Below are 25,509 nucleotides of genomic sequence, written 5' to 3' on the forward strand. Positions count from 1 at the left end.
AAAGCCCAATAACAGCACTGAAACGGCTATTTTGCCAATGCAGTGTTATGTGCAGCCTTTTTGGAAGCACTCCGACCTTGAAATTTACAATGAAAGCAACCTTGATACTATGTTAAGAATGCATGATAATTCCATTGATTTAACCGTTACAAGCCCACCTTATGACGATTTAAGAAATTATAATGGATATTCTTTTGACTTTGAAAATGTGGCAAAAGAACTATTTAGAGTTACAAAACAAGGTGGAGTTGTTGTTTGGATAGTAAACGATAAAACAGATAAAGGAAGTGAAAGCCTTACTTCATTTAAACAAGCCTTGTTTTTCAAAGGGATAGGCATGCAGTAGGCTTAAATCAGGATTCATATTAATTCACTGTATCTAACTGTTGACGCAAGGCATCGGCTAGTTGTTGGCAAAGTTCAGGATTAGAAATAGGTTGACCGTGGGCATCACCAATAAAAAATACGTCCTCGGCACGTTCACCCAAAGTCGCAATCCGCGCACTTTGCAAACTAACCCCGTGCTGCATAAAAATTAAGCCAATTTTAGCCAATAAACCCGGTCTATCAAGGGTGATGATTTCAAGGGAGCTTTGTTGTTTAACGATGTCATTGCTAATGTGTACTTCAGTCTTCACTTTAAAGTGTTTGAGTTCACGAGGCAGACGTTTATGAACAATAGTCGGAAAGTGCTCAGGATTAGATAAAGTTTTAACCAAATGTTGGCGGACTTTTTCTAAACGGTGGGCATCAGTAATCGGGGTATTGTCTTCATCCAAGACAATATAGGTGTCTAAGGAGTAATGGTTGGTCGCAGTGATAATCCGTGCATCTAATACCGTTAAATGTTCGTGGTCTAGGGTAGCTACCGACGCGGCAAACAAATTTGGTAAATCTTTAGTGTAAACAAAGATTTGGGTTGCCCCTTGAAATTGATTGGTATGACTTTTTTGTACTGCTACTAAAGGTTGTGTGCTGTTGCCATGTTGCAAAATTTCGCGGGTATGCCATGCCACATCTTTGGCACTCTCACGCAAGAAATAATCATCACCTAAGTTTTGCCAAATAGCGGTAATCGCTTGCTCATCAAAACCTTCGGCCAATAACTCTTCCATAGCGGTAATACGTGTTTCGGCAATCAATTCTTCATAATCAATGGGATTATTGAGGCCACGGCGTAAGGCACGACGGGTTTGCTGATAAAGCTGTCTTAATAAGGACGCACGCCACGAGTTCCATAACTTGGGATTTGTTGCACAAATATCGGCAACGGTTAAGGCATACAAATAATCTAAATGAGCAATATCTCCCACTTGTTTAGCAAAGTTATGAATCACTTCGGGGTCACTTAAATCTTGTTTTTGTGCCGTCATTGACATTAATAGATGATTACGCGTTAGCCATGCCACTAAGTTGGCACTACGTTGTGATAAACCATGACTTAAACAGAATTCAATGGCATCAACCGAACCAAGTTCTGAGTGGTCTCCACCACGACCTTTGCCAATATCATGGAATAAACCAGCTAAGTACAATAATTCTGGTTTATTAAGATTTTGGGCAACTTCAGCAACAACAGGAAATTGCTCGCGTGTTTCGGCATATCTAAAACGGCGCATATTTTTAATGACCAAGAGGGTATGGGCATCAACCGTATAAATATGAAATAAGTCATATTGCATTTGGCCAATAATCGCACCAAAGGCAGGTAAGTATTGGCCTAAAACCCCATAACGTTTCATGCGTCTTAATGTCGAAAACAAATAACGTGATGAACGTAAAATTTCAATAAAATAGGCTTTGTTTTGCGGATTATTACGGAAGTCGTCATTAATTTTACGTGCTTCAACCATAATCAAACGAATGGTGCTGGCACGAACCCCTTCAATATCAGGGTTGTCAGATAAAATCGCAAATAGCTCCATTAATGCACAAGGATTACGTGCAAATACTTGATGATGACGTACTTCTAAATGATTGTTAATTAATTGAAAATCATCAGATAATACTTCAATATTGGCAACTTCGTCCGCTTTTAGAATCGCTTCATCAAAGTATTGCAAAAGCATTTCGTTGAGCATCGACAAGTGCATGGCAACACGATAATACTGCTTCATAAACTGCTCAACCGCACGGTTGGCATTGTTGTCGCTATAACCAAATTGCAAAGCTAAAGTGCGTTGATAATCAAATAGAAGCTTGTTTTCGTTACGTCCTGCAATATGATGCAAAGCAAAACGCACACGCCATAAAAAGGTTTCACCTTCGTATAACTTTTTGTACTCAAATTCGGTTAAAAAGCCATTTCTAACTAGATCGTATAAGTTTGAGCTTTGAAAGTGGCGTTTGGTCACCCAACAAATGGTTTGAATATCACGCAAACCACCGGGAGCATTTTTTAGGTCAGGTTCGAGGTTATATTCGGTATCATTATGTTTGCGGTGGCGTGCAATTTGCTCATCGCGTTTAGCTTCAAAAAACACTGCATCCGACCACAAAGGTGCAATCAGTTCTAATAGGTTTTGACGTAAATTATCGTCACCAGATAACGTACGATTTTCTAAAAAAGTCGTGGCAATGGTGACATCTTCATTGACTTTATCAATGCACGTTTCTAAGGAACGGACGCTCGAACCAATGTCTAAACCCAAATCCCACAATAAGGTAATAAATTGACTAATTTTTTGTTCGAGATCATCACTCAATTGGCTGTGGCGGTGTAGCACCAACACATCAATATCAGAATAGGGGTGTAACTCACCACGACCATAACCACCAACGGCTAATAAGGCAACCTCTGTTTCTTGCTCCAAATCAAAGCGTCGCCAAACGTGCTGTAACACCAAATCCACCGCTTCGGCACGAGCCTGAACCAATAAACGAACATCTTCACCGTTATTAAAACGTTCCCAAAGTTGTTGTTGACAATCTTTTAATAACTGACGATATACACTCGGTTCAAGTATTTTATCGTGCAGTAATTGGAGGTCTAAGACGTGTGGAATCAAACTCGGCGTTTGCATGGCTGGTCTCTTAAAAATAACTAAAACGCATTGCTCCTCCCCTTGATAAGGGGGAGGTTGGGAGGGGGGATTTGCTAAGCAGCAAGACCCCACCCTAACCCTCCCCTAAACTAGGGGAGGGAATACGATATGATTCAAACACTCAAAAAACTAAAATCTTCTTCAGGACGAGCGGTTAATACTTCAACACCTGTCGCAGTCACTAGTAATGTATGCTCCCATTGGGCAGACAATTTGTGATCTTTGGTCACAGCCGTCCAACCATCAGGTAATAACTTGGTATGATAACTCCCTGCATTAATCATCGGCTCAATGGTAAATGTCATACCTGCAACCAACTCTAAGCCAGTTCCTGCTTTACCATAATGCACAATTTGTGGCTCTTCATGGAAAATATGGCCAATACCATGACCACAGTAATCGCGTACCACTGAAAAACGATTCGTCTCTGCGTGTTTTTGAATCACTGCACCAATATCACCCAAGCGACATTGTGGCTTAATTAAAGCAATGGCTTTATACAAGCATTCTTGGGTAATTTGAACTAAACGTTGCGCTAAAATAGAGCCTTCACCGACAATAAACATTTTAGAGGTGTCGCCATGATAGCCGTCTTTAATGACGGTCACATCAATATTAATAATGTCACCATTTTTGAGCACTTTTTTATCTGTCGGAATGCCATGACATACCACATGGTTAACTGAGGTACAAATGCTTTTGGGAAAGCCGCGATAATTGAGCGGTGCAGGAATCGCATTTTGCACATTAACAATATAATCATGGCAAATGGTATTTAATTCTTCGGTAGTTACACCTGCTTTTACATAAGGGCCAATCATCATCAATACATCGGCAGCAAGTTTGCCTGCGACACGCATTTTGGCAATTTCGTCGGCAGTTTTAAGAGAAACAGTCATAAATTTTTAAATCACGATTGAGGCTAAACAGCGATTATGGTATAAAGCGCGCCTTGTTTGGATGTTTGAATCCACACAGCAGATAAGCGCGTTATCTTTCTGGCGCGTAAGTCTAAATTAATTTTACACATAACGCACATATATCGACACAATTATTGGGTGCTGAGCGTGAAAACGACAGTCGGTAGTTGGGATATATGGAGGCCTAACCCTAATTGGAGTTAATCATGGCACAAGTTTCTATGCGTGACCTGTTACAAGCAGGCGCACACTTCGGTCACCAAACCCGTTTCTGGAACCCAAAAATGGGTCAATATATTTTTGGTGCACGCAACAAAATTCATATCATCAACTTAGAATATACTGCAGTTGCTTTAAACGAGGCATTAAACTATGCCAATGGTTTAGCTGCTAAGCGCAACAAAGTGTTATTCGTTGGTACAAAACGTGCTGCTTCTGGCATTATTCGTGCCGAAGCTCAACGTTGTGGTATGCCATACGTTGATCACCGTTGGTTAGGTGGTATGTTAACCAACTGGAAAACAATTCGCCAATCTATCAAGCGTTTCAAAGAGTTAGAACAACAAGCTCAAGACGGTACTTTTGCTAAGTTGACTAAGCGTGAAGCTTTAGAGCGTACTCGCGAAATGGAAAAGTTAGAAAAGAGCTTTGGTGGTATTAAAGATATGGGCGGTTTGCCAGATGCTTTATTTATCATCGACGTTGACCATGAAGCGATTGCTATTCAAGAAGCCCGTAAATTGGGTATCAAAGTAATCGGTGTGGTTGATACTAACTCTAACCCAGATGGTGTTGACATCATTATTCCTGGTAACGACGACGCGATCCGCGCTATTCAATTATATGCTGGTTCTATGGCTGATGCTATTTTAGAAGGCAAAGAATACGCTGCAACACAAGCTGGTGGTCGTGAACCAGAAGCAACTGAAGAAGCTGCTGCTCCAGAAGAAACAGCTTAATTTTTTAAGCAAAGAGAAGGGGAGCTTAGTCTCCCTTTCTTTTTATCAATTACATGATTTTCAACAAAAACTTATCTTGTTTTAAGTTTGATTAGCAATTAAGAGGATATCAACATGGCAGAAATTACCGCTAGCCTCGTTAAAGAATTACGTGAGCGTACTGGTTTAGGCATGATGGAATGCAAAAAAGCATTAGCCGAAGTAGGTGGTGACATCGAAGTCGCTATCGACAACTTACGCAAATCTGGTGCAACTAAAGCTGCTAAAAAAGCAGGTAACGTTGCTGCTGAAGGTGCAATTTTGGTTGCTAACAGTGCAGATGGCAAAACTTCTTTATTGTTAGAAGTTAACAGTCAAACTGACTTTGTTGCTAAAGATGCAAACTTTGCACAATTTGCTAATAAAGTTGCTCAAATTGCTTTAGCTAACGGTGCAACTGATGTTGCTGCTATTTCTGGTTTAAGCTACGACGAAGGCGTGACCGTTGAAGAAGCTCGTGTTGCTTTGGTTCAAAAAATCGGTGAAAACATCCAAATCCGTCGTGCTACTTTAGTACAAGGTGACATCGTTGCAACTTATATTCACGGTTTAAAAATTGGTGTTGCTGTTGCTTTAACAGGTGGTGATGCTGAATTAGGTCGTGATGTGGCTATGCACATTGCTGCAAGCAACCCAATGGTTATCAACCCAGCCGATGTTCCTGCTGACGTTTTAGCGCGTGAAAAAGAAATTTATGCTGCTAAAGCTCGCGAATCTGGCAAGCCAGAAAACATCGTTGAGAAGATGATTGAAGGTAGCTTGAAGAAGTATTTAGCAGAAGTTAGCTTAACAGAACAAGCTTTTGTTAAAGACCCAGACGTAACGGTTGGTGCTTTATTAAAGAAAGCAGGTGCAACACTCAACAGCTTCACACGTTTAGAAGTGGGTGAAGGCATTGAGAAGAAAGAAGTGGACTTCGCTGCTGAAGTAGCTGCTCAACAAGCTGCTGCCGCTGGTAACAAATAATTAATTTTATTTGTTAGAAAAATACCCGCTTAAAGCGGGTATTTTTGTTTTAGCCCTTAGTATATGGTAAATTCTTGAGAATCTTTGCTTTAGGATGATAATAATAATGCGCATAGGGCTGAGGACTTTGGTGGTTCATGTAAGTATGTTGATATTGGTCATGTGGTCGACCATATTGGCAGCTTTAGAGTTAACCCCCGAAGAACAAGCTTGGATAGCAAATCATCCTGTGATTCGAGTAGGTGTTGATCCTGCATGGCCACCTTATGAGTTTATGGATGAACAAGGTAAGCATCAGGGAATGAGTGCCGATTACTTGGCGTTATTGTCGCAAAAAATAGGTGTCAAATTTCAAATAGCACCAGCTCAACCGTGGTCAGACACCCAACAACAATTAGAGCAAAAACAATTAGATTTTACGCCTTCTATTGTTTCTACCCCCAAACGTGATCAGTTTTTAAACTTTTCCCAGCCTTATATTTCTTTTCCTGTTGTCATTTTAACCCGATCTGATGAAGCTTTTATTGGGCAGTTAGAAGATTTATCAGGAAAACGTGTTGGTGTAGAAGCAGATTATTATGCAGATGAAATCTTGCAACAAAATTATCCCACAATACAAAGAGTGCGTTATCCCTATTTGCGAGATTTGTTATCAGCATTGGCTCTAGGTCAGGTTGATTATGTATTGACTAACTATGCCTCAGCATCCTATGCCGTACAGCAATTGCATATGACAGGTTTAAAGCTGGCAGCAGTGACACAATATCAATCACCATTATCGATGGGAGTGCGTAAAGATTGGCCTGAATTTGTGTCTATTCTAAATAAAGCCTTAAATGAGTTAACACCAGAGCAACATCAACGTATTAGACAACATTGGTTGGGGATTAAAAAAGAAAATATTTATATTAGAGATATTTGGCGTTTGCATCCAGATATTATCTTATTATTGTTAATGATCCTGATGTTTGTGGTGTTGTTAGCGATTGTTTTTTACTTTCGTCATCGTTTAATGACGCGTAAATTATTAGCCGAAAAAGCACAACAAGAATTAGCAGAAAGCGAAAAACGTTTTCGTTTATTAATTGAAAATGCCCCGATTGCTTTTGCGATTTTTAAAGGTAAAGTCGGGATTATCAAAATGTTAAATCGAACATTTATTAATATGTTTGGTTATCAACCTAGTGAATTACATGATGTGGAGGATTGGTGGCGAGTAGCCTATCCTAATCCTAGTTATAGAGAGCAAATTCAAAAAATATGGTATGAGCGTTTAGAGTTAGCCCGTAAAAGTCATCAAGTCTTAGAACCGATGGAAGCAACGGTTCGTTGTCGTGATGGCAGTGAGAGTTACATCCGTTTTCATGCTATTTTGATTGGTTCTTTAAGTTTGGTAGCCTTTATTGATTTGACCGACCAAAAAAAATATCAAACTGCTTTATTGACAGCAAAAGAGAATGCCGAGCAAGCGACACAAGCCAAAAGTTTATTTTTGGCTAATATGAGTCACGAAATTCGCACACCAATGAATGGTATTTTGGGGCTAACTGCGCTTTTAGAAAAAACTGAGCTTAATGAACGACAACATGATTATGTGACTAAAATTTATAGTTCAGGCGAGTTTTTGCTGGGCTTATTAAATGATATTTTGGATCTTTCTAAGGTTGAAGCAGGAAAATTAGAATTAGAAAAACAACCATTTACTATTGCGCAATTATTAGAGCCATTGCGAGCTTTAGCATTAAGTGCCACACAGCATAAGCCTGTAGAAGTATTATTTTATGTTTCGCCAGATGTTCCAAAAGTATTATTAGGCGATTTATTACGTCTTGGTCAGATATTGACTAACCTTTTAGGTAATGCAATTAAGTTTAGTGCGAAGGGTGAAATAGAAATAGGTGTTGCGACGATTACCAATAAAAATCACCAACAACGTTTGCATTTATGGGTGCGTGATACTGGCATAGGCATGACGACTGAGCAAGCAGCCAAAATTTTTGAAGCATTTAGCCAAGCAGATGCATCTACAACTCGTAAATATGGTGGAACAGGATTGGGGTTAACCATTTGTAAACGATTGATTGAGCTAATGAATGGCGAAATCAAAGTGCAAAGCAAGGTAAATCAAGGTAGTCGTTTTGATGTATTTATTGACTTGATTGAAGCCCCACAAGATAGTTCTTCGTTAGAATCAATCAATATACCCAAACTCAATTTATTATTAATAGATAATAATCATCATTCCGCATTGGCGATCCGTTCTATTGCCGAACGTTTACAATGGGAAGTAGATATTTTTGAACGTCTAGATGAATCATTAACCATTGAGACAAGTCATTATGATTTTGTCTTATTAGATGCCGATTTTGCTGATGAGCATAGCGTACAATATTTACCCAAAGCGTTGCCTAAGATTTTATTGCAAACACCTTTGCAAGAATCTGATCCTCTGTTAGGGACAATGATTGATTTTAAACATTGTTTTACTAAACCTATTACCGAAGAAGTGTTATTAGGTTTGGTTCCTAGTGCCATCCCTAAAGCAAAGTTTATAGAAGAAAAGCCTTTTTTAGCCCGACGTATTTTATTGGTAGAAGACAACACCATTAATCAATTAGTTGGTGTGCGTTTGTTGGAATCTTTGGGGGCAGAGGTTGATGTTGCCGAGAATGGTTATGTTGCTTTAAGTCTATTACAACAAGTGGGTAATTTTTATGATGTGGTTTTAATGGATTTGCAAATGCCAGTTATGGATGGTTTGGAAACCACAAGGCAATTACGCTTAATAGAGCAATTCACCGACTTACCTGTAATTGCAATGACGGCCAATGTCATGGCAACAGACAGAGAAGCCTGTTTTGAGGCAGGCATGAATGACTTTATGAGTAAACCGATTAGGATTCAAGAATTACGCGAAAAAATTTATCAATGGTTAAAATAATTTAAACAACGATAAATCCTTAGTCATCGCTCTATTTTGCCAAAGGCTGCTTTCTGTTAAGATGCGCGGCTATTTAGTGCCAAATCACCAAAGGAGAAACACATGGTTGAGCGTCGTCCTACTTATCAACGTATTCTATTAAAACTCTCAGGTGAAGCCCTAGCAGGTGATGCAGATATGGGTATTGATCCTAAAGTCTTAAATCGTATGGCTTTAGAGGTGGGTCAATTAGTGGGTATTGGGGTACAAGTTGGTATCGTTTTAGGCGGTGGTAATTTGTTCCGTGGTGCAGCTTTGCAAGCAGCTGGCTTAGATCGTGTTGCAGGTGACCATATGGGTATGTTGGCCACTGTTATGAATGGTTTAGCCATGCGTGATGCTTTAGAGCGCAATAACATTAAAACCCGTATTATGTCTGCAATTCCAATGAGTGGTGTGGTTGACCATTATGACCGTCGTGCCGCAACTCGCGCTTTGCAAAGCGGTGATGTGTGTGTGTTTGTTGCAGGCACAGGTAATCCATTCTTTACTACAGATACCGCTGCTTGTTTACGTGGTATCGAAATTAATGCTGATGTGGTGTTAAAAGCAACTAAAGTGGATGGCGTATATGATGCCGATCCTTTCAAAAATCCTGATGCTGTCAAATATGATTATTTAACGTTTGATGAAGTATTGGATAAAAAATTAGGTGTCATGGACTTAACAGCTATTTGTTTGTGTCGTGACCAAAGTATGCCATTGCGTGTGTTTGACATGAATAAACAAGGTGCATTATTAAACCTTGTTTGTGGTCAAAGTGAAGGCACATTAATTGGCAATAAACCTCGTTAAGGAATTTTCACATGATTAATGATTTAAAAAAAGATTGCGAAGTTCGCATGAAAAAAAGTGTAGACGCCTTAGATGTCGCTTTTGCTAAAGTTAGAACAGGTCGCGCACATCCTGCTATTTTAAAGGACATTATGGTGCCATATTACGGTATGGACACGCCATTAAATCAAGTTGCTAACGTAGGTGTTGAAGATGCACGTACCTTATTGGTACAACCTTATGAACGCACTATGATTCAAGTAATTGATAAAGCGATTCGTAACTCAGATTTGGGGTTAAATCCTTTAACGGGTGATGTTATTCGTATTCCATTACCTGCATTAACCGAAGAAACGCGTCGTAATATGCAAAAAATGGCACGTGCTGAAGCCGAAAATGCGCGTGTTGCAGTGCGTAATATTCGTCGTGATGTATTAGCAGACGTGAAAGAATTGTTAAAAGAGAAAGAAATTTCTGAAGATGAAGAACGTCGTGCCACAGAAGAAGTGCAAAAGATTACCGATAAATCTATTGCTGAAATCGAAAAAGCTCTACAAGCTAAAGAAGCAGAGTTGATGCAAGTATAATTTTGCACAATGTGGAAACTAAAAAGGCGGAGTAATCCGCCTTTTATTTAAGTAGATTATTGGAGTTTTTTTGTGAGTTTAGCACCTGATATTGATAGTCATGCTGGCAGCTTGCCAAAACACATCGCCATTATTATGGATGGTAATAATCGTTGGGCAAAAGCCAAAAGCTTAATTGGCGGTGCAGGACACAAAGCGGGCGAATCAGCCTTACAAGCTATTGTTGAGCATGCTGCTAAACGTGGCATACAAGTGCTAACGGTCTTTGCCTTTTCAAGTGAAAACTGGCGCAGACCCGAACAAGAAGTGGGTTTATTAATGCGTTTATTTGTTCATGCCTTAGATAAACGTGTGGCTGAATTGCACAAAAATAATTTACGAGTACGTTTTATTGGTGACAGAAGTCGTTTTGCACCATTATTACAAAAAGGCATGAATGATGCTGAAAGTAAAACAGCCAATAATACGGGCATGACCTTGGTGATAGCCGTGAGTTATGGTGGCCAATGGGATATGGCACATGCCGCACAGCAACTCGCTTTACAAGCACAACAAGGCAAACTAGATGTTGCCCAATTGTCGATGGAAGATTTTCAAAATTTATATCAACAACAAATTCAAATGAGTGATTTACCACCTGTTGATCTTATGATTCGTACAGGAGGGGATTTACGCATCAGTAATTTCTTATTATGGCAAACCGCCTATGCTGAGTTTTATTTTAGCCCGTTGTTGTGGCCAGATTTTAATGAACAAGCTTTAGATGATGCCCTAAGCGATTATGCCCGTCGTCAACGCCGTTTTGGTCGAACAAGTGAGCAAGTGGAGTCTCATCATGCTTAAGGAACGTGTATTAACTGCTTTAATTTTAGTCCCGATTGTGATTTGGTGTATTTTTTTCGCCAATGGTCACATTCCTTTTATGGCGTTTGCAGGTGCCATTGTGCTTGTTGGCGCATGGGAGTGGACAGCTTTAATGCGTTGGACATCTATGCCATTAAGAGCGATGTATGTTGCTGTTGTTGCCTTAGGTTTGGTGGCGATGAACATCCCGCAACTGGTATTTTTAAAGCAGCCTTTTTATATGGTGTCAGTAGGTTTTTGGTTGGTTGCTCTACGTTGGGTGATGGCCTTTCCTGAATCAGCCAAAATTTGGGCAAGAAATATTCTCTTAGTGCCAACGGGTTTGATTTTATTAATTCCAGCATGGGCTGGGTTGACCGATTTACACCAAGCATCAGCATGGTGGTTATTGTATGTTTTTTGTTTGGTATGGGGGGCAGATACAGGCGCTTATTTTGCAGGTCGCAAATTTGGCAAACACAAACTTGCACCCAGTGTCAGTCCAGGTAAAACCATTGAAGGTTTTGTGGGGGGCTTAATCACCACTAGTATGTTAATTGTGGCAGTTGCGATTTATCGTGATTTATCCGCAATACGCTTTGTGGCTTTTGTGGGCTTATCATTATTAACCGTGTTGGCTTCTGTGTTGGGTGACTTATTAGAATCAATGGTTAAACGTCAAGCAGGCGTCAAAGATTCTGGCAATATTTTTCCTGGTCATGGCGGTGCGTTAGACCGTATTGATAGCTTAACAGCCGCAGCACCTTTATTTGCTTTAGGATGGTGGTTGGCAGGAGGTTTCTAATGCAACGAATTACCATATTAGGCGCAACTGGTTCAATTGGCCAAAACACCTTAGCCGTGGTTGGCTTACATCCTGATCGTTATCAAGTCTTTGCCTTGACTGCACATACTCGCTTGGACGAATTAGCGAAATTATGTCAGCAATATCAGCCACGTTATGCTGTGATTCAACATGAGCAAGATATCCCAAAGCTCCAAGCATTATTAGCTCAAAGCCCGACCGAAATTTTGGCAGGTGAGCAAGCTTTAGCATGGGTAGCGGCACATGAGCAATGTGATACGGTCATGGCAGCTATTGTTGGTGCAGCAGGCCTATTGCCTACCTTAGCCGCAGTCAAAGCAGGTAAACGCGTATTATTGGCCAACAAAGAAGCCTTAGTAATGGCTGGTCAAGTGTTTATGCAGGCAGTTACCGACCATCAAGCCACGTTATTACCAATTGACTCCGAACATAATGCGATTTTTCAATGTTTGCCCAATACCTATCAACAAGGCTTAAGCAAAGTTGGTGTTGAGCGGATTTTGTTAACGGCATCAGGTGGGCCATTTCGTGAATTTAGTGCTGAACAATTACAAAATGTCACGCCAGAGCAAGCATGTAAACATCCGAATTGGGTAATGGGGCGTAAGATTTCTGTGGACTCAGCCACCTTAATGAATAAAGGCTTAGAGTTTATTGAGGCTTGCTGGTTGTTTGATGCTAAACCTAGCCAAGTGCAAGTGGTGATTCATCCACAAAGTATTATTCACTCCTTGGTACAATATATTGATGGTTCGACCTTAGCGCAGTTGGGTAATCCCGATATGCGTACGCCGATTGCGAATGCCTTAGCTTATCCTGAGCGTATTCAAGCAGGGGTTTCCGCATTAGACTTGTGTCAGCATCAATTACAATTTTATCCACCTGATGAAAGCCGTTTTCCGTGTTTAGCCTTAGCGCGTCAAGCCATGCAAACGGGTGGCACAGCACCAGCCATGTTAAATGCGGCTAATGAAGTGGCAGTTGCCGCATTTTTAGCAGGAAAGTTACCTTTTATTGCGATTAGTCAACTGATTGATACGGTACTTACACAATTACCAATGAGTAGTGCGCATAATCTCGACACAATACTCCAAGCTGACCAACAAGCGCGAGCATTGGCACAGCAAAAACTTTCTTCGTTTTAAAATTAGTATTCAGTATGAGTATTTTGCAAATCATTCTTGCCGCTATTATTGTGTTGGGGCCATTAATTGCCATCCATGAGTTTGGCCATTTTTGGACAGCACGACGTTTGGGCGTGAAAGTATTAACTTTTTCTATTGGTTTTGGCCCTGCCTTAGCAAAATGGCGCGGTAAAGATGGGACAGACTATCAAATCGCCACTATTCCTTTAGGGGGCTATGTACGCATGGCCGATGAACGTGAAGGGGAAGTGCCTGCTGAGGATATTCCTAAAGCCTTTAATCGCCAACCTGTCTGGGCAAGAATGGCGATTGTTGCCGCAGGTCCGCTCATTAATTTAGCGTTTGCCGTGTTTTTATTTTGGATATTGTTTTTACAAGGCACAGAAAGTTTAAAAACAGTCGTTGGCCAAGTAAAACCTAATACTCCTGCCGCGATTGCTGGTCTAAAAGTTGGCGATGAAATTGTTGCGGTAGATGGCAAACAAACCCATGATTGGGAAGCGATTACTTATGCTTTAGTCAATCGTGTTGGTGAAAATGGCACAGTAACGTTTAGTGTAAAATCAGCGAATGCGACTACACCACAGGATGTGCAATTAGCCATTAAAAACTATTTAAGTAAATCAGGCCAAGACCCCTTATTAAGTTTAGGTTTTACACCCTATCAACCGCCATTAAAACCGATTATTGGTGAAGTTGTAGCAAGTGGTGCGGCTGCACAACAAGGTTTAAAAGCGGGCGATAAAATTTTAAATGCGCAAGGACAAGTCATTAATACATGGCAAGATTTTGTTGAAATTGTCCGTACTAGCCCTGAAAAAAGCTTTCCAGTGATCGTTGAACGGGCAGGACAGCCAGTTAATTTAACGCTGACACCGCGCATGGAACGTGATGAAGTGGGTAATAAAGAAGGCAAGCTAGGTATTGCCTTACAACAACAACCGATTGTGATTCCACCTGAATATATTCAACACCAACAATTTAATCCATGGACTGCCTTAGTGAAGGCAAGTCAAAAAACCTATGATTTAATTGTCATGACCTTAAGCTCTTTAGGTAAAATGTTGATGGGTTTAATAGGACTAGATAATTTGAGTGGGCCAATTACCATTGCTAAAGTTGCAGGACATACCGCCAATATTGGTTGGCAAGCCATGATTGGTTTTATGGCATTGTTAAGTGTCAGTTTAGGGGTATTAAATTTATTACCAATACCTGTGTTAGATGGTGGACATTTAGTATATTACGCAGCCGAAGGGATTATGGGACGACCTTTGTCCGAACAAGTGCAGCAAATGGGGCTAAAAATAGGCATGGCAATGATGGGCTGCCTCATGTTCTTAGCAATTTTTAATGATTTAAGTCGATTATTTGGTTAGTGGATTCCTTTATGATTTCTCAACGGCTTTTGTTAACAACAGCCGCACTGTGTTTGTCTGCGCAGGCGGTGGCTGAGACTGGCTCATTTACGGTAAAGGACATTCAAATTCAAGGATTGATGCGTGTTTCGCCAGCGAGTGTGTATGCACAACTTCCGATTAATACAGGCGATGTGGTAGATGATGCCAAAATTGCGCTAGCCATTCGTCAGCTCTTTGCTACAGGCAGCTTTGAAGATATTAGTTTAGCACGAGACGGTGATGTATTAATTGTCAACGTCATTGAACGCCCTTCCATTGCTAGTATTAAATTAGAAGGTAATAAAGCGATTGATACCGATACCTTAATGAAGGCACTTAAAGATGCTGGTTTGGTTGAAGGTGAAGTATTAAAACGTGCATCCTTAGATCATATTAAAGGCGAATTAGAGCGCGTGTATTTTGGCCAAGGTCGTTATGATGCAACGATTAGTGTCAATAATATTGCTAAGCCACGCAATCGCGTTGCCGTTGATGTCAAAATTAATGAGGGTGAATCTGCACGAATCACGACAATTAATATTTTGGGTAATAAAGCCTTTAGTGAAAAAGAGTTACTAAAATTAATGCAGTCTAAAGCCACACATTTTACTTCATTTTTTAAAGGTGATGATAAATATGCCCGTGAGCGTTTAATGGGCGATTTAGAGGCATTACGTTCATTTTATTTAGATAGTGGCTATATTAATTTTGCGATTAACTCGCATCAAGTCACTTTAAGCCAAGATAAAAAAAGTGTTTTTATTGATATTAGTTTAAATGAAGGTGACAAATATCAATTTGGAGAGCCTAAAATTTTGGGTGAAGTTCCCATTAACGAGCAAGAGTTACAAAAATTGTTACTCGTTAAATCGGGTCGAGACTATTCACAACAGCTAGTCACAGCAAGTAGTAAGCTGATGAAACAGCGTTTAGGTAGTGATGGTTATTTATTTAGTGAAATTAATCCTATTCCTGAAATTGACGAACAAAATAAAAAAGTTAATTTAAGCTTTTTTGTCAATCCCAATAAAAAGACTTATGTACGTCGAGTTAATTTTCAAGGCAATAATAAAACAGACGATCATGTGTTGCGTCGAGAAATGCGTCAATTTGAAGGGACGTTGGCCTCAACCGATAAAATTGATTTATCAAAATTACGTTTACAACGTTTAGGTTTTTTTAAAGACGTGACGATTGAAACACCTAAAGTACCCAATACCACCGATCAAGTTGATCTCAATGTTAAAGTACAAGAACAACCATCAGGAACATTAACCGCTAGTGTCGGTTATTCAGGTGGCTCTGGCATGATTTTTAGTTTAGGGGTAAGTCAGAATAACTTTTTAGGCACAGGTAATAAAGTTGGTATTAATTTAAACCGTTCAGAAACGAGTGATAATTATAATATTTCTTTTTCTGACCCTTATTTTACCGTTGACGGCATTAGTCGTGGTTATAATATATATTACCGTAATACCAAGTTGGATGAGCGTAACATCAGCCGATATGCAACAGACTCACAAGGAGCGAGTTTGAGTTTTGGTTATCCAATCGATGAAACCAAAAATATTAATTTTTCTTTAGGGATAGATCAAACAGATATTACCTTGGGCACTTTGCCATCTCAGTTAGTGCAAAATTTTGTTACGGAGCATGGCAATAGTATCACCTCCTATATGGGCGTTGTATCGTGGAACTACAATAGTTTAAACCGAGGTGTGTTTGCGACCAAAGGTGCTTCTCAGCGTTTGGCATTAGAGTTTGCGGTACCACCAAGTGATGTTAACTACACAAAATTGTCGTATGCAGCACAGATTTATTTTCCGATTAATGACGATTTCACCGTACGCTTACGTACTGATTTAGGTTATGGTGATAGCTTACCATTTTATAAAAACTATTTTGCAGGTGGGTATGGTTCGGTACGTGGTTATCGTGATAATACCTTAGGCCCTCGTAGTCCGGTGATTGCCAATGATCCTGATCCAGAAGTGGTTGGTGGTAATGTTTTAGTCGAAAATTCGGTTGAATTGATTGTACCCACACCATTTGCTAAAAATTATAGCCAATTACGTACGGTATTTTTTGTTGATTCAGGTATGGTGTATTATCGTAATAATCCACCTTATAATTTTGATTTATCAAATTTGCGCTATAGTGCAGGTATTTCGATTGCATGGCTAACAGCCATTGGGCCTTTATCTTTTAGTTTGTCTCGTCCATTTAATTATGATGAAGCCGATGACCGACAAAATTTCCAATTTACCATTGGTCAACCGTTTTAACTTTTTACAACAATAGGAGAAGAGGGAATGCGTTTAGCTTCTTATTTAATCGCTGGTTTATTAACAAGTTTTGCTATGCCAGCACTTGCTGGTAATGTTGCTGTAGCAGATAGCCAAGCAGCGATTATGGCAACTGAAACGGCTAAAAAAACCTTTGAAAAACTTAACAACGACATGAAGCCTCAGCGTGATCGTTTAGAGCAATTGCGTAAAGATATTGCGGCTATTGAAGAAAAATTTCAAAAAAATGCCAGTGTTATGAGCGATAAGGATAAACGTGACTTGCAAAAACAAGCAGAAAGCAAATTAAATGAGTTTAAAAACTTAGCAGATGCTGTGCAAAAAAGAGCTAACGAAGTTCAGCAAGAAATGTTAAAAACCTTAATTCCAAAAACAGAAGTAGTTGTTGAAGAAATTCGTAAAGCAGGCAATTATGATATTATTATTGAAAAGAAAAATGTCATTTTTGCTGATCCAGCGGTTGATATCACCAAAAAAATCACTGAAAAATTAAATGCTGCGAAATAAATAGTAGTAAGCACGATTAAACAGCGTTTAAATTAAAAAGGCTAGCTTGTATAGATCAATGCTAGCATTTTTATTTTGGGGACTAGGGGGATTTATGTGGACATTAGCTTCAATTGCTAAACAAATAGGCGGAACTGTTAAAGGTCAGTTAGAGTACCCAATATCTGGTTTAGGTACTCTCAAAAATGCCCAATCACATCAACTAAGTTTTTTAGCTAATCCTTTATATCGTTCTGCTTTAGCGTCTACCCAAGCTGGAGCTGTTCTATTACGTGCAGAAGATGCAGAAAACTATCAAGGTCAAGCGATTATTGTGGCTAGTCCTTACGCGGCTTATGCACAACTTACGCATTTTTTTGATCAAACACCAAAAGGGATTGTTGGTATTCATTCTCAAGCGGTTGTTAGTGATTCTGCAAAAATCTCAGAAACAGCTGCCATTGCTGCTTGTGCAGTGATTAGTGATGAGGCGGTGATTGGTGACGGTACAACCATTGAGTCTGGTGCATTTATTGGTGCACGGGTAAAAATTGGTAAAAATTGTCGTATTCGTGCCAATGCCGTGATTCATCATGATTGTGTGTTGGGCGATCGAGTCACAATTCACTCAGGTGCGGTGTTGGGGGATGATGGTTTTGGTTTTGCACCTCATCAAGGTCGTTGGTTTAAAATTGCTCAGATTGGTCGAGTGGTTGTGCATAATGATGCCGATATTGGTTCCAATACCACCATTGATCGTGGCGCGTTGGATGACACCATTATTCATGAAGGTGCGATTATTGATAACCAAGTACAAATTGCTCACAATGTTGAAATTGGTGCACATACTGCAATTGCTGCTTGTTGTGGTATCTCAGGTAGTAGTAAAATCGGCGCCCACTGTGTGTTGGCAGGTGGTGTCGGTTTAGTCGGTCATATTGAAATTTGCGATAATGTCCATATTACAGGCATGACCATGATTACCAAGTCGATTACACAGGCAGGTAGTTACTCATCAGGTACTGCCTTTGATAGCACCGATAATTGGAAAAAAATGGCTGTTCGTTTAAGGAAATTAGACGATATGGCAAAACGGTTGCGCGAACTCGAAGGAATTGTGCAACGATTAACTCAAGACTAAGCTTTAAGACAGGTATAATCAATATACAGGTTTTAGACAATGTTTGATTGAGGGGCTTGCGCACTGAGTTCGGTGGAGTTCGTAAGTCTCAATAAGTATTTGGTGTTGTCTATTAGCATCAAATTCAAAACTGAGATTGATTATGACTGAGCAAATAAAGTTACCTTTGCATATTGCAGATATTAAAGCCTTATTGCCCCATCGTTATCCTTTTTTATTAGTCGACCGTGTCACAGAAATTGAATTAGGACGTTCAGTTAAGGGCTATAAAAATGTGACCATTAATGAAGAGTTTTTTGGTGGTCACTTTCCTGATTATCCTGTTATGCCAGGTATGTTAATCTTAGAGGCAATGGCACAAATTGCAGGCGTATTAGGTTTTTTAACTAGCGGTAAACGGCCTATTGATGGTCATATTTATTTGTTAGTAGGCACTGATAATACCCGTTTTAAAAGACAAGTCGTGCCAGGTGACTGCTTAACGCTACATGCCGAGTTTGTGACCAGTAAACGACATATTCATAAATTTTCTTGTCGCGCAATGGTTGGCGACGAATTGGCCGCCAGTGCTGATATTTTAGTGGCCGAGCAGGTAATCTAAATGAACATTCATCCAACAGCAATTATTGATCCTTCTGCACACATTGCCGATGACGTAACGATTGGCCCCTATTCGATTATTGGCGCAAATGTCACGATTGGTAGTGGTTGTGAAATTGGCCCACATGTTGTGATTAAGGGGCATACCACGATTGGTAAAAATAATCGTATTTTTCAATTTGCCACGGTAGGGGAAGATTGCCAAGATAAAAAATATAAGGGTGAACAAACCTTTTTAGAAATTGGCGACAATAACGTCATTCGCGAAAACTGTACGATTCATCGTGGTACAGTGCAAGATAACAGTATTACCCGTATTGGTAGCGGTAATTTATTCATGGTGAATACTCATATTGCCCATGATTGTATTGTCGGCGATGATTGTATTTTTGCCAATAATGCAGGTATTGCTGGCCATGTAAAGGTCGGCAATAGTGTGATTATTGGTGGAAATACCGGTGTACATCAATTCTGTCAAATTGGCTCTTATGCCATGACAGGCGGTGCAAGCTTAGTATTAAAAGACATTCCTGCTTATGTAATGGTGTTTGGTAATCCTGCTGAAGCAACAGGCATGAATTTTGAAGGTATGCGCCGTCGTGGTTGGACAAGTGAAACCATTGGTTTGTTAAAACGTGCCTATAAAATAGTGTATCGTCAGGGTTTAACCTTAGAAGCGGCAATCAGTCAGTTAGAGCAAGATATTTTGCCAAATTGTCCTGAAGCAGCGATTTTTATTGATTCCTTAAAAGCCTCCACTCGCGGTATTACCCGTTAATATTTAGACCCCACTCTGACCCTTCCCTTAAATTAGGGGAGGGAATAATCAGCATCTTATTAGTCAGTTTGTTATCATCTCTTGCGCCTTGAGTTAGCTAATGTTTGACTATCATAAAGACCAACATGCGGCAGCCAGTACGCAAGATTATGTGTTTCAGCAACTCATTCCGTATATTGGTAATAAGCGCCGTGCCTTACCAATGATCTTTCAAGCAATTCAGCAAACGGGCATTAATCCACGCCAAGCCAGTTTTTTAGATTTGTTTGCAGGCAGTGGTGTGGTCTCTCGGATGGCAAAAAAATGTGGCTTCAAGGTTTTAACCAATGATTGGGAACCTTATGCTACAGCACTCAATCAAAGTTATATTGCCTGTAATTATGAGCCTGCATTTTTAGAGTTGGGTGGTTATGAGAATGTCATTGCCTATCTCAATGCCTTAAACCCCATTGAAGACTGGATTACCCGTCATTTGTGCCCAACCCATGATCAGTATTTTGATACGCGTGTTGATCGTTTGTTTTATACCCGTGCTAATGGTCAGCGTTTGGATGCAATGCGTGAACAAATAGAATGGTGGGATGAGCAACAGTTAATAACCCCTTATGAAAAAGCCTGTTTATTAGCACCTTTATTATTTCAGGCGAGTTATGTCAGCAATACCAGTGGCGTTTTTAAAGCCTTTCATCAAGGTTGGGGCGGGAAAACAGGCACTGCCTTAAGTCGAATTTTGTCAGTTGTCGAATTGCGACCTATTCATTTTTTTGATAATCAACGTGCGAATCAAGTGTATCAAATGGATGGTTTGGAGTTGGCACAACAACTGACACAAATGGGTATTGAAGTTGATATTGCCTATTTAGACCCTCCCTATAATCAACATTGTTATGGCAGTAATTATCACGTTTTAAATAGCGTCACTTTGTGGGATAAACCAATTTTAAGTGAAAAAATTCAAGGACGAAATAAGGCTGCAATTCGCCAAGATTGGCGCGAGCGACGCAGTCCATACAACTATCGCGGTGAAGCAGAGCAAGCCTTTGAAGGCTTATTGGCAAATTTACAAGCACATTATATCTTGGCGAGCTATAGCACAGAAGGCTTGATTTCTTTAGAAAATTTTGTCGCTTTAGCACTCATGAAAGGGCATACTGAGTTATTATGTTATGCTCATAAACGTTATCGAGTCAGCACACCACGTTTTTCACCTAAACCGATGACCGTAGAGTTTATTTTAATTATTAATAGTCATAAAAAGCATCGTGGTTTAAGTCATAGTGCTTTATGTGCCAAAATTCGTCAAACAGAACAAAACGCGCTATTGCATTATGAATACCAACACGAAGCCCAACACTGATAATCGTCCCATTACCATTGGTATTGTGGCAGGAGAAATTTCGGGAGATACCCTTGGTGCAGGGTTAATTAAAGCCCTAAAACAACGTTATCCACACGCCCGTTTTGTTGGGATTTGTGGTGCACAAATGATTGCCGAAGGTGGCGAGACATGGTTTCCGCTAGAACGTTTATCAGTGATGGGCTTAGTTGAAGTCTTGGGGCGAATAAAAGAATTATTTGCGATTCGAGATGAATTGGTTAGGCGTTTTATTGCCGAAAAAATTGATGTGTTTATAGGTATTGATGCACCTGATTTTAACTTGCGTGTTGCACCACAGTTAAAACAAGCAGGCATTAAAACCGTTCATTATGTCAGCCCATCAGTGTGGGCATGGCGGCAAGGACGGATTCATGGCATTAAAGCAGCCATTGACTTAATGTTGTGTTTATTACCTTTTGAGAAGCAGTTTTATGATCAGCATCAATTAGATGCAGTATTTGTTGGCCATCCTTTAGCTGATAGTCTACCCTTAAAAAACGACACTTTGGCCGTACGTCAACAATTGGGGTTGGAGGCGAATAAACAATATGTGGCGTTGTTACCGGGCAGTCGTGGTGGTGAGGTGAGCCGTTTGGCTGAACCATTATTCGCTGCGGCTTTGTTACTAAAAAAACAACATCCACAGTTAGAGTTTATTATTCCTGCAATTAACGTCTTACGAAAAAAGCAGATCAGTGAATTGCTTGAACAAAGCGGTTTACAAGCAACAATTTTTGATGATAGTTATGGCGCAGGGGTTGGGCGTTTGGTGATGGCGGCTGCGGATGTGGTGGTGTTGGCATCAGGCACAGCAACCTTAGAAGCCATGTTATTAAAAAAACCAATGGTTGTGGTTTATAAATTACATTGGCTAACTTATTTGATTGTGCGTTTAATGGCTAAAGCCAAATATATTAGTTTGCCTAATTTATTAGCCAATCAGGCTTTAGTGCCAGAGTTAGTGCAACATGCGGTGACACCTGAAAGTATTAGCCAAGCGGTTGAGCAATGGTTAAAACCACAGCAGCAACAACAGTTAGTTGCACGTTTTACGGAATTACACCAACAATTACAGGCGAATGGCAGTGAAACAGCCGCACAAGCCATTAGCCAATTATTAGAGAAACAATGATGGAATTAGCAGAGATTTTACAAAAATATCAACATATTGCTGGTGTTGATGAAGTGGGCAGAGGGCCTTTGGTTGGTGCTGTAGTAACTGCTGCGGTGATTTTAGATCCGAATAATCCGATTGAAGGTTTAAATGATTCAAAAAAACTCACCGAAAAAAAACGCTTAATCTTGGCTGAAGAAATTAAAGCCAAAGCTTTAGCATGGAGTTTAGGCCGTGCAGAACGACATGAAATTGATGAGCTCAATATTCTAAGAGCAACGATGTTGGCGATGCAGCGTGCGGTGAATGGTTTAAAAATTCACCCTGATTTTGTGTTGATTGATGGTAATAAATGCCCAATTTTAACCTGCCCAGCACAAGCGGTCGTCAAAGGTGATAGTTTAGTCCCTGCGATTAGCGCAGCGAGTATTTTGGCAAAAGTGACTCGTGATGCAGAAATGGACGTATTACATCAACAATATCCCCAATATGGCTTTGCTGATCATAAAGGTTATCCAACCGCTAAACATTTGGCGGCTTTAAAAGAGCATGGGCCTATTATGGAGCATCGCCGTTCGTTTAAACCTGTCACAGAAGCTTTGCACCATCAATTGTCTAAGATTTAATAGAAAAAGCTGTTGAGAACCTTCAACAGCTAGATATTTCACAGTGATAATTGTAAGAGAGTTAGCGTTGTACTAACTCAGGATGTTGGCTGGCTAATTGATCGCGCATTTGCTGAATACGGCGTAGTTTTTCTTCGCCTTCTGCTATTTGTTCTGGTTTCAAACCAGCCGCTTTTGCTTTAGCAATATCTTGTTGTAAACGCGGAATTTCCGTATCTGCGGCATTAATATAGCCCTTGTACAAACGCATAGTTTGTCGTGCTTCGTATTGGGCATAAAGTTTAGGATCTGCCAATTCCGCTTCAGTGGCTTTTTCTTGTGGTTCAGAACGAGCAATTGGTGGAGTGCGTGGATCACCATTTTTCATCGCATTAGCCATTGAGGTTGCGGCATCAACATTGGATTCAGGCATAGGCAATAAAGGGCTATCTGTGCCTGTCAGTTGTGGGGTAGGTGGCGCAGCAACGTTAACAGGAGCTTGAGTTGTATTTAAGGTTGGAGCAATAGAAGACTCATTATTTTGTGTAGACATCGCAGAAAAAGGTGCATCTTGTGTTTTGTCTGAAACAAAAATACTTTGGCCAATAAATGCAAGGCCAGCTAAAGCAACAACGGCAGCAGTAAAGCCTATAATTGGTTTTTTCATACTTTACCTCAAGTCATTAATGATGATGATGATCTTCTTCGCTGGGTTTAGCGATCATGACATCTTTTTCTAGGTTAATCATTTCTTTTTTAAGTATAGGACTAATATGAATATCTGCCTGCTGAATTAAATTCTTGCGGGTATTTTGATATTCTTTAACCATTTTTTGTCGAGCAATAACCTGTGATGCTAAATAACGAACGGTTTCACTATTAGCGGGATGATAACCTTCTTCTTTAGCCGTAACGAGCAAAATTTCCCACTGGCCTGTTGGTGTGCGAACAGGGCGAGAAGGTACATTGATTGGTTGTACAAAAGCTAATGTGCTTAACCAATTAGGATTATTGCGGTTATGAACAATCCAGCCTAAGTCACCTCCTGTACTTTTATCCATTGCCATAGAATATTGTTTGGCTAAATCTGCAAATTTTGCTCCTTTTTTTAACTGCTCCATAATCATATTGGCTGTTTTTTCATCGCTAACGGTAATGTGTTGGGCTTTAACTCTCTCAATACGCTTAAAGTCAGCTTTATGGTGTTGATAATAGCTTTTAACTTCTGCGGCTGTGACTTTTTTGGCTAAATCTTTAAGGTATTGCACATCATCATGAATATCTGCGGCAATACCAATATATGTGGCAAAACCATCATGATAACTCTTATAAGTTAAGGCTTGTTTAATGTCTTTAATATCTTGAGGTGTTAAGGTTGATTGTGTTTCTAACCAATAATCCATAAAACGATGAACAACGATTTCACGAGCTTGTTGTTGAGTAAAGTCGGCATTACGGCTATGAATTTCATTACGCCCTTGCACATTTTGCCGTTGATAGACATCCCATAGACTAATCGTTCCTTTATGTTTTTCGCTAAAGTTATATTGTAATAAGATTCGTTTTTGCGCGGCTATTTTGCCAGCATCAGTCAGTTTTATTTCTAATAAAAGTTTGTCTTTAGAGGGTAAAAAACTGTCCCATTCATTGATCTTGATAGGTTGTTCTTGGCTAATATTTTTATCGAGTGTGCCACCTAGTTTTTTGCGAGCTTCAGCTAACTCTTTATCAAAAGCGACTTGAATAACAGAACGTAACTCCTGTTCGGCAACAATATCAGGAGGGAATACAACTTTATTATTTTCTACTAGTTTATCTACACCAAAACGTTTGACGGCATATTCACCAATTAATTGATTCTCAATTAAAGCAGTAAGAACATCACCTCGTGTTAGCTCTTTCTTTTTGGCGGTTGAAACTTTGTGCATAATATCAAGCAGTTTATTGCTAAATGCTTGTTTGTTAACAGTGGCAACTTGTTGGTTATTTTTTAAATCATATTGCACTTTGGCATAACTAGGATGACTAAACGTAGCGATTAAACTTGCTAATAAGCCCATACATAATAGACTCCGCTTCATAGATAACCTCTTATAATTTTAGTTAATATTTTTATTTAATCTAGACCAATAAAAAATCCCTCTAAAAAAGACATCCTATAGACAACTATAAGATGCTTTAGAGGGATGGTTCAACCATAATTCACCTATTTATTACAATAGGTGATGATCTATTTAGAAGCGTTCAGCAGCACGATTCAATACACGCACAACCATAGCAATCGCGTGTGGAATGACGATTTTACCAACGTTTTTACGATCAGCATGAGCAGTGCTAGACAACACAATACCACCTTGACTATAAGCAATGCTTGCACCTTGAGTTAATAAGGGGCGAATATCTGTTGCTGTAGCAGATAATGGTGTTAAATCATTTAGAGCTGTCGTAACAGCAGCAGAATCATTTAAGTTTTCAGTGTAGTAATAGTCGTTTACCCATGTTTCCCAATCAGCATGATTTAAAGAGGAGGTTGTCCAAACGTGATGTGGTTGTAACAAGTCAGTAGTGTGCATTACAAAACCTAACGTTTGCACAGTCGGTGTTATTAAGAATTGTTG

The 25,509-nt window shown here is 39.8% G+C and carries 23 protein-coding genes; 18 read left to right on the forward strand and 5 right to left on the reverse strand.

All coding sequences use genetic code 11. The annotated features are described in order from the left end of the window. A partial coding sequence (locus tag Q0212_RS02015; protein ID WP_367175484.1) for a DNA methyltransferase occupies positions 1-346 on the forward strand: 346 nt, incomplete at its 5' end. Between the two features lie 19 nt (positions 347-365). On the opposite strand, the gene glnD is transcribed toward Q0212_RS02015, so the two are convergent. Further along, positions 366-3,023 carry a [protein-PII] uridylyltransferase gene (gene glnD, locus Q0212_RS02020; protein WP_297921437.1) on the reverse strand — a complete coding sequence of 886 codons (2,658 nt, stop codon included), beginning with the start codon at positions 3,021-3,023 and terminating at the stop codon, positions 366-368. A gap of 134 nt (positions 3,024-3,157) precedes the next feature. Further along, positions 3,158-3,943: a type I methionyl aminopeptidase gene (gene map / locus Q0212_RS02025; RefSeq protein ID WP_297921440.1), complete on the reverse strand. Its 786-nt coding sequence runs from the start codon at positions 3,941-3,943 to the stop codon at positions 3,158-3,160. 227 nt (positions 3,944-4,170) lie between these two features. On the opposite strand from map, the gene rpsB reads away from it, so the two are divergent. The 17 genes from rpsB (at position 4,171) to rnhB (ending at position 22,912) form a co-directional block, all read left to right on the forward strand. Beyond that, on the forward strand, positions 4,171-4,923 hold the full coding sequence (gene rpsB, locus Q0212_RS02030; protein WP_297921443.1) for a 30S ribosomal protein S2: 753 nt from the start codon (positions 4,171-4,173) through the stop codon (positions 4,921-4,923). Positions 4,924-5,037: 114 nt separating this feature from the next. Further along, positions 5,038-5,928, forward strand: a complete 891-nt coding sequence (gene tsf / locus Q0212_RS02035) for a translation elongation factor Ts (RefSeq protein WP_297921446.1) — start codon at positions 5,038-5,040, stop codon at positions 5,926-5,928. Between the two features lie 160 nt (positions 5,929-6,088). Beyond that, a complete protein-coding gene (locus tag Q0212_RS02040; protein ID WP_297921449.1) occupies positions 6,089-8,869 on the forward strand; it encodes a transporter substrate-binding domain-containing protein in 2,781 nt (926 codons plus the stop codon). 102 nt (positions 8,870-8,971) lie between these two features. Next, the gene (gene pyrH / locus Q0212_RS02045; RefSeq protein ID WP_297921454.1) at positions 8,972-9,703 is read left to right on the forward strand and encodes a UMP kinase; all 732 of its coding nucleotides are present in this window, start codon (positions 8,972-8,974) and stop codon (positions 9,701-9,703) included. Between the two features lie 11 nt (positions 9,704-9,714). Next, entirely contained in the window at positions 9,715-10,269 is a 555-nt protein-coding gene (gene frr / locus Q0212_RS02050; protein ID WP_297921457.1) for a ribosome recycling factor, read from the forward strand. Between the two features lie 72 nt (positions 10,270-10,341). Next, on the forward strand, positions 10,342-11,112 hold the full coding sequence (uppS, locus tag Q0212_RS02055) for a polyprenyl diphosphate synthase (RefSeq protein ID WP_297921460.1): 771 nt from the start codon (positions 10,342-10,344) through the stop codon (positions 11,110-11,112). Next, positions 11,105-11,917, forward strand: coding sequence for a phosphatidate cytidylyltransferase (locus Q0212_RS02060; RefSeq protein WP_297921463.1), 813 nt, complete (start codon positions 11,105-11,107; stop codon positions 11,915-11,917). The genes uppS and Q0212_RS02060 overlap by 8 nt, the downstream gene beginning before the upstream one ends. Further along, positions 11,893-13,083 carry a 1-deoxy-D-xylulose-5-phosphate reductoisomerase gene (gene ispC, locus Q0212_RS02065; RefSeq protein ID WP_297921466.1) on the forward strand — a complete coding sequence of 397 codons (1,191 nt, stop codon included), beginning with the start codon at positions 11,893-11,895 and terminating at the stop codon, positions 13,081-13,083. The genes Q0212_RS02060 and ispC overlap by 25 nt, the downstream gene beginning before the upstream one ends. A 14-nt stretch (positions 13,084-13,097) precedes the next feature. Continuing rightward, complete coding sequence (gene rseP / locus Q0212_RS02070; protein WP_297921469.1) at positions 13,098-14,462, forward strand: RIP metalloprotease RseP; 1,365 nt, start codon at positions 13,098-13,100, stop codon at positions 14,460-14,462. A gap of 11 nt (positions 14,463-14,473) precedes the next feature. Beyond that, positions 14,474-16,768, forward strand: a complete 2,295-nt coding sequence (bamA, locus tag Q0212_RS02075) for an outer membrane protein assembly factor BamA (protein WP_297921473.1) — start codon at positions 14,474-14,476, stop codon at positions 16,766-16,768. A 27-nt stretch (positions 16,769-16,795) separates the two neighbouring features. After that, positions 16,796-17,296: an OmpH family outer membrane protein gene (locus Q0212_RS02080; protein ID WP_297921476.1), complete on the forward strand. Its 501-nt coding sequence runs from the start codon at positions 16,796-16,798 to the stop codon at positions 17,294-17,296. A 94-nt stretch (positions 17,297-17,390) separates the two neighbouring features. Further along, entirely contained in the window at positions 17,391-18,416 is a 1,026-nt protein-coding gene (gene lpxD / locus Q0212_RS02085) for a UDP-3-O-(3-hydroxymyristoyl)glucosamine N-acyltransferase (RefSeq protein ID WP_297921480.1), read from the forward strand. A gap of 142 nt (positions 18,417-18,558) precedes the next feature. Beyond that, entirely contained in the window at positions 18,559-19,017 is a 459-nt protein-coding gene (gene fabZ, locus Q0212_RS02090; RefSeq protein ID WP_297921483.1) for a 3-hydroxyacyl-ACP dehydratase FabZ, read from the forward strand. Then, a complete protein-coding gene (lpxA, locus tag Q0212_RS02095) occupies positions 19,018-19,794 on the forward strand; it encodes an acyl-ACP--UDP-N-acetylglucosamine O-acyltransferase (RefSeq protein ID WP_297921485.1) in 777 nt (258 codons plus the stop codon). Between the two features lie 100 nt (positions 19,795-19,894). Then, positions 19,895-21,151, forward strand: a complete 1,257-nt coding sequence (locus tag Q0212_RS02100; RefSeq protein WP_297921488.1) for a DNA adenine methylase — start codon at positions 19,895-19,897, stop codon at positions 21,149-21,151. Further along, positions 21,123-22,304, forward strand: a complete 1,182-nt coding sequence (gene lpxB, locus Q0212_RS02105; protein ID WP_297921491.1) for a lipid-A-disaccharide synthase — start codon at positions 21,123-21,125, stop codon at positions 22,302-22,304. Before Q0212_RS02100 ends, lpxB begins: the two co-directional genes overlap by 29 nt. Continuing rightward, positions 22,301-22,912, forward strand: a complete 612-nt coding sequence (gene rnhB, locus Q0212_RS02110) for a ribonuclease HII (protein ID WP_297921493.1) — start codon at positions 22,301-22,303, stop codon at positions 22,910-22,912. Before lpxB ends, rnhB begins: the two co-directional genes overlap by 4 nt. Before the next feature lie 61 nt (positions 22,913-22,973). Here rnhB and Q0212_RS02115 read toward each other — a convergent pair whose 3' ends face one another. The 3 genes from Q0212_RS02115 to Q0212_RS02125 form a co-directional block, all read right to left on the reverse strand. Further along, the gene (locus Q0212_RS02115; protein ID WP_297921496.1) at positions 22,974-23,558 is read right to left on the reverse strand and encodes a hypothetical protein; all 585 of its coding nucleotides are present in this window, start codon (positions 23,556-23,558) and stop codon (positions 22,974-22,976) included. A gap of 16 nt (positions 23,559-23,574) precedes the next feature. Beyond that, entirely contained in the window at positions 23,575-24,972 is a 1,398-nt protein-coding gene (locus Q0212_RS02120) for a peptidylprolyl isomerase (protein WP_297921500.1), read from the reverse strand. 153 nt (positions 24,973-25,125) lie between these two features. Beyond that, positions 25,126-25,509, reverse strand: a 384-nt coding sequence (locus Q0212_RS02125) for a hypothetical protein (RefSeq protein WP_297921503.1), incomplete at its 5' end; no start/stop codon positions are given.

Origin of the sequence: uncultured Agitococcus sp. (assembly GCF_937920075.1) — a bacterium.
Taxonomy (GTDB): domain Bacteria; phylum Pseudomonadota; class Gammaproteobacteria; order Pseudomonadales; family Moraxellaceae; genus Agitococcus.

Bases quoted from the DNA above. Each gene is read 5' to 3' on its own strand.
- lpxD (WP_297921480.1), top strand. From the start codon at position 17,391: ATGTGGACATTAGCTTCAATTGCTAAACAAATAGGCGGAACTGTTAAA.
- Q0212_RS02060 (WP_297921463.1), top strand. From the start codon at position 11,105: ATGCTTAAGGAACGTGTATTAACTGCTTTAATTTTAGTCCCGATTGTG.
- pyrH (WP_297921454.1), top strand. From the start codon at position 8,972: ATGGTTGAGCGTCGTCCTACTTATCAACGTATTCTATTAAAACTCTCA.
- fabZ (WP_297921483.1), top strand. From the start codon at position 18,559: ATGACTGAGCAAATAAAGTTACCTTTGCATATTGCAGATATTAAAGCC.
- rnhB (WP_297921493.1), top strand. From the start codon at position 22,301: ATGATGGAATTAGCAGAGATTTTACAAAAATATCAACATATTGCTGGT.
- lpxB (WP_297921491.1), top strand. From the start codon at position 21,123: ATGAATACCAACACGAAGCCCAACACTGATAATCGTCCCATTACCATT.
- frr (WP_297921457.1), top strand. From the start codon at position 9,715: ATGATTAATGATTTAAAAAAAGATTGCGAAGTTCGCATGAAAAAAAGT.
- Q0212_RS02120 (WP_297921500.1), bottom strand. From the start codon at position 24,972: ATGAAGCGGAGTCTATTATGTATGGGCTTATTAGCAAGTTTAATCGCT.
- lpxA (WP_297921485.1), top strand. From the start codon at position 19,018: ATGAACATTCATCCAACAGCAATTATTGATCCTTCTGCACACATTGCC.
- tsf (WP_297921446.1), top strand. From the start codon at position 5,038: ATGGCAGAAATTACCGCTAGCCTCGTTAAAGAATTACGTGAGCGTACT.
- ispC (WP_297921466.1), top strand. From the start codon at position 11,893: ATGGTGGTTGGCAGGAGGTTTCTAATGCAACGAATTACCATATTAGGC.
- Q0212_RS02100 (WP_297921488.1), top strand. From the start codon at position 19,895: ATGTTTGACTATCATAAAGACCAACATGCGGCAGCCAGTACGCAAGAT.
- map (WP_297921440.1), bottom strand. From the start codon at position 3,943: ATGACTGTTTCTCTTAAAACTGCCGACGAAATTGCCAAAATGCGTGTC.
- rpsB (WP_297921443.1), top strand. From the start codon at position 4,171: ATGGCACAAGTTTCTATGCGTGACCTGTTACAAGCAGGCGCACACTTC.
- Q0212_RS02115 (WP_297921496.1), bottom strand. From the start codon at position 23,558: ATGAAAAAACCAATTATAGGCTTTACTGCTGCCGTTGTTGCTTTAGCT.
- glnD (WP_297921437.1), bottom strand. From the start codon at position 3,023: ATGCAAACGCCGAGTTTGATTCCACACGTCTTAGACCTCCAATTACTG.
- rseP (WP_297921469.1), top strand. From the start codon at position 13,098: ATGAGTATTTTGCAAATCATTCTTGCCGCTATTATTGTGTTGGGGCCA.
- Q0212_RS02080 (WP_297921476.1), top strand. From the start codon at position 16,796: ATGCGTTTAGCTTCTTATTTAATCGCTGGTTTATTAACAAGTTTTGCT.
- bamA (WP_297921473.1), top strand. From the start codon at position 14,474: ATGATTTCTCAACGGCTTTTGTTAACAACAGCCGCACTGTGTTTGTCT.
- Q0212_RS02040 (WP_297921449.1), top strand. From the start codon at position 6,089: ATGTGGTCGACCATATTGGCAGCTTTAGAGTTAACCCCCGAAGAACAA.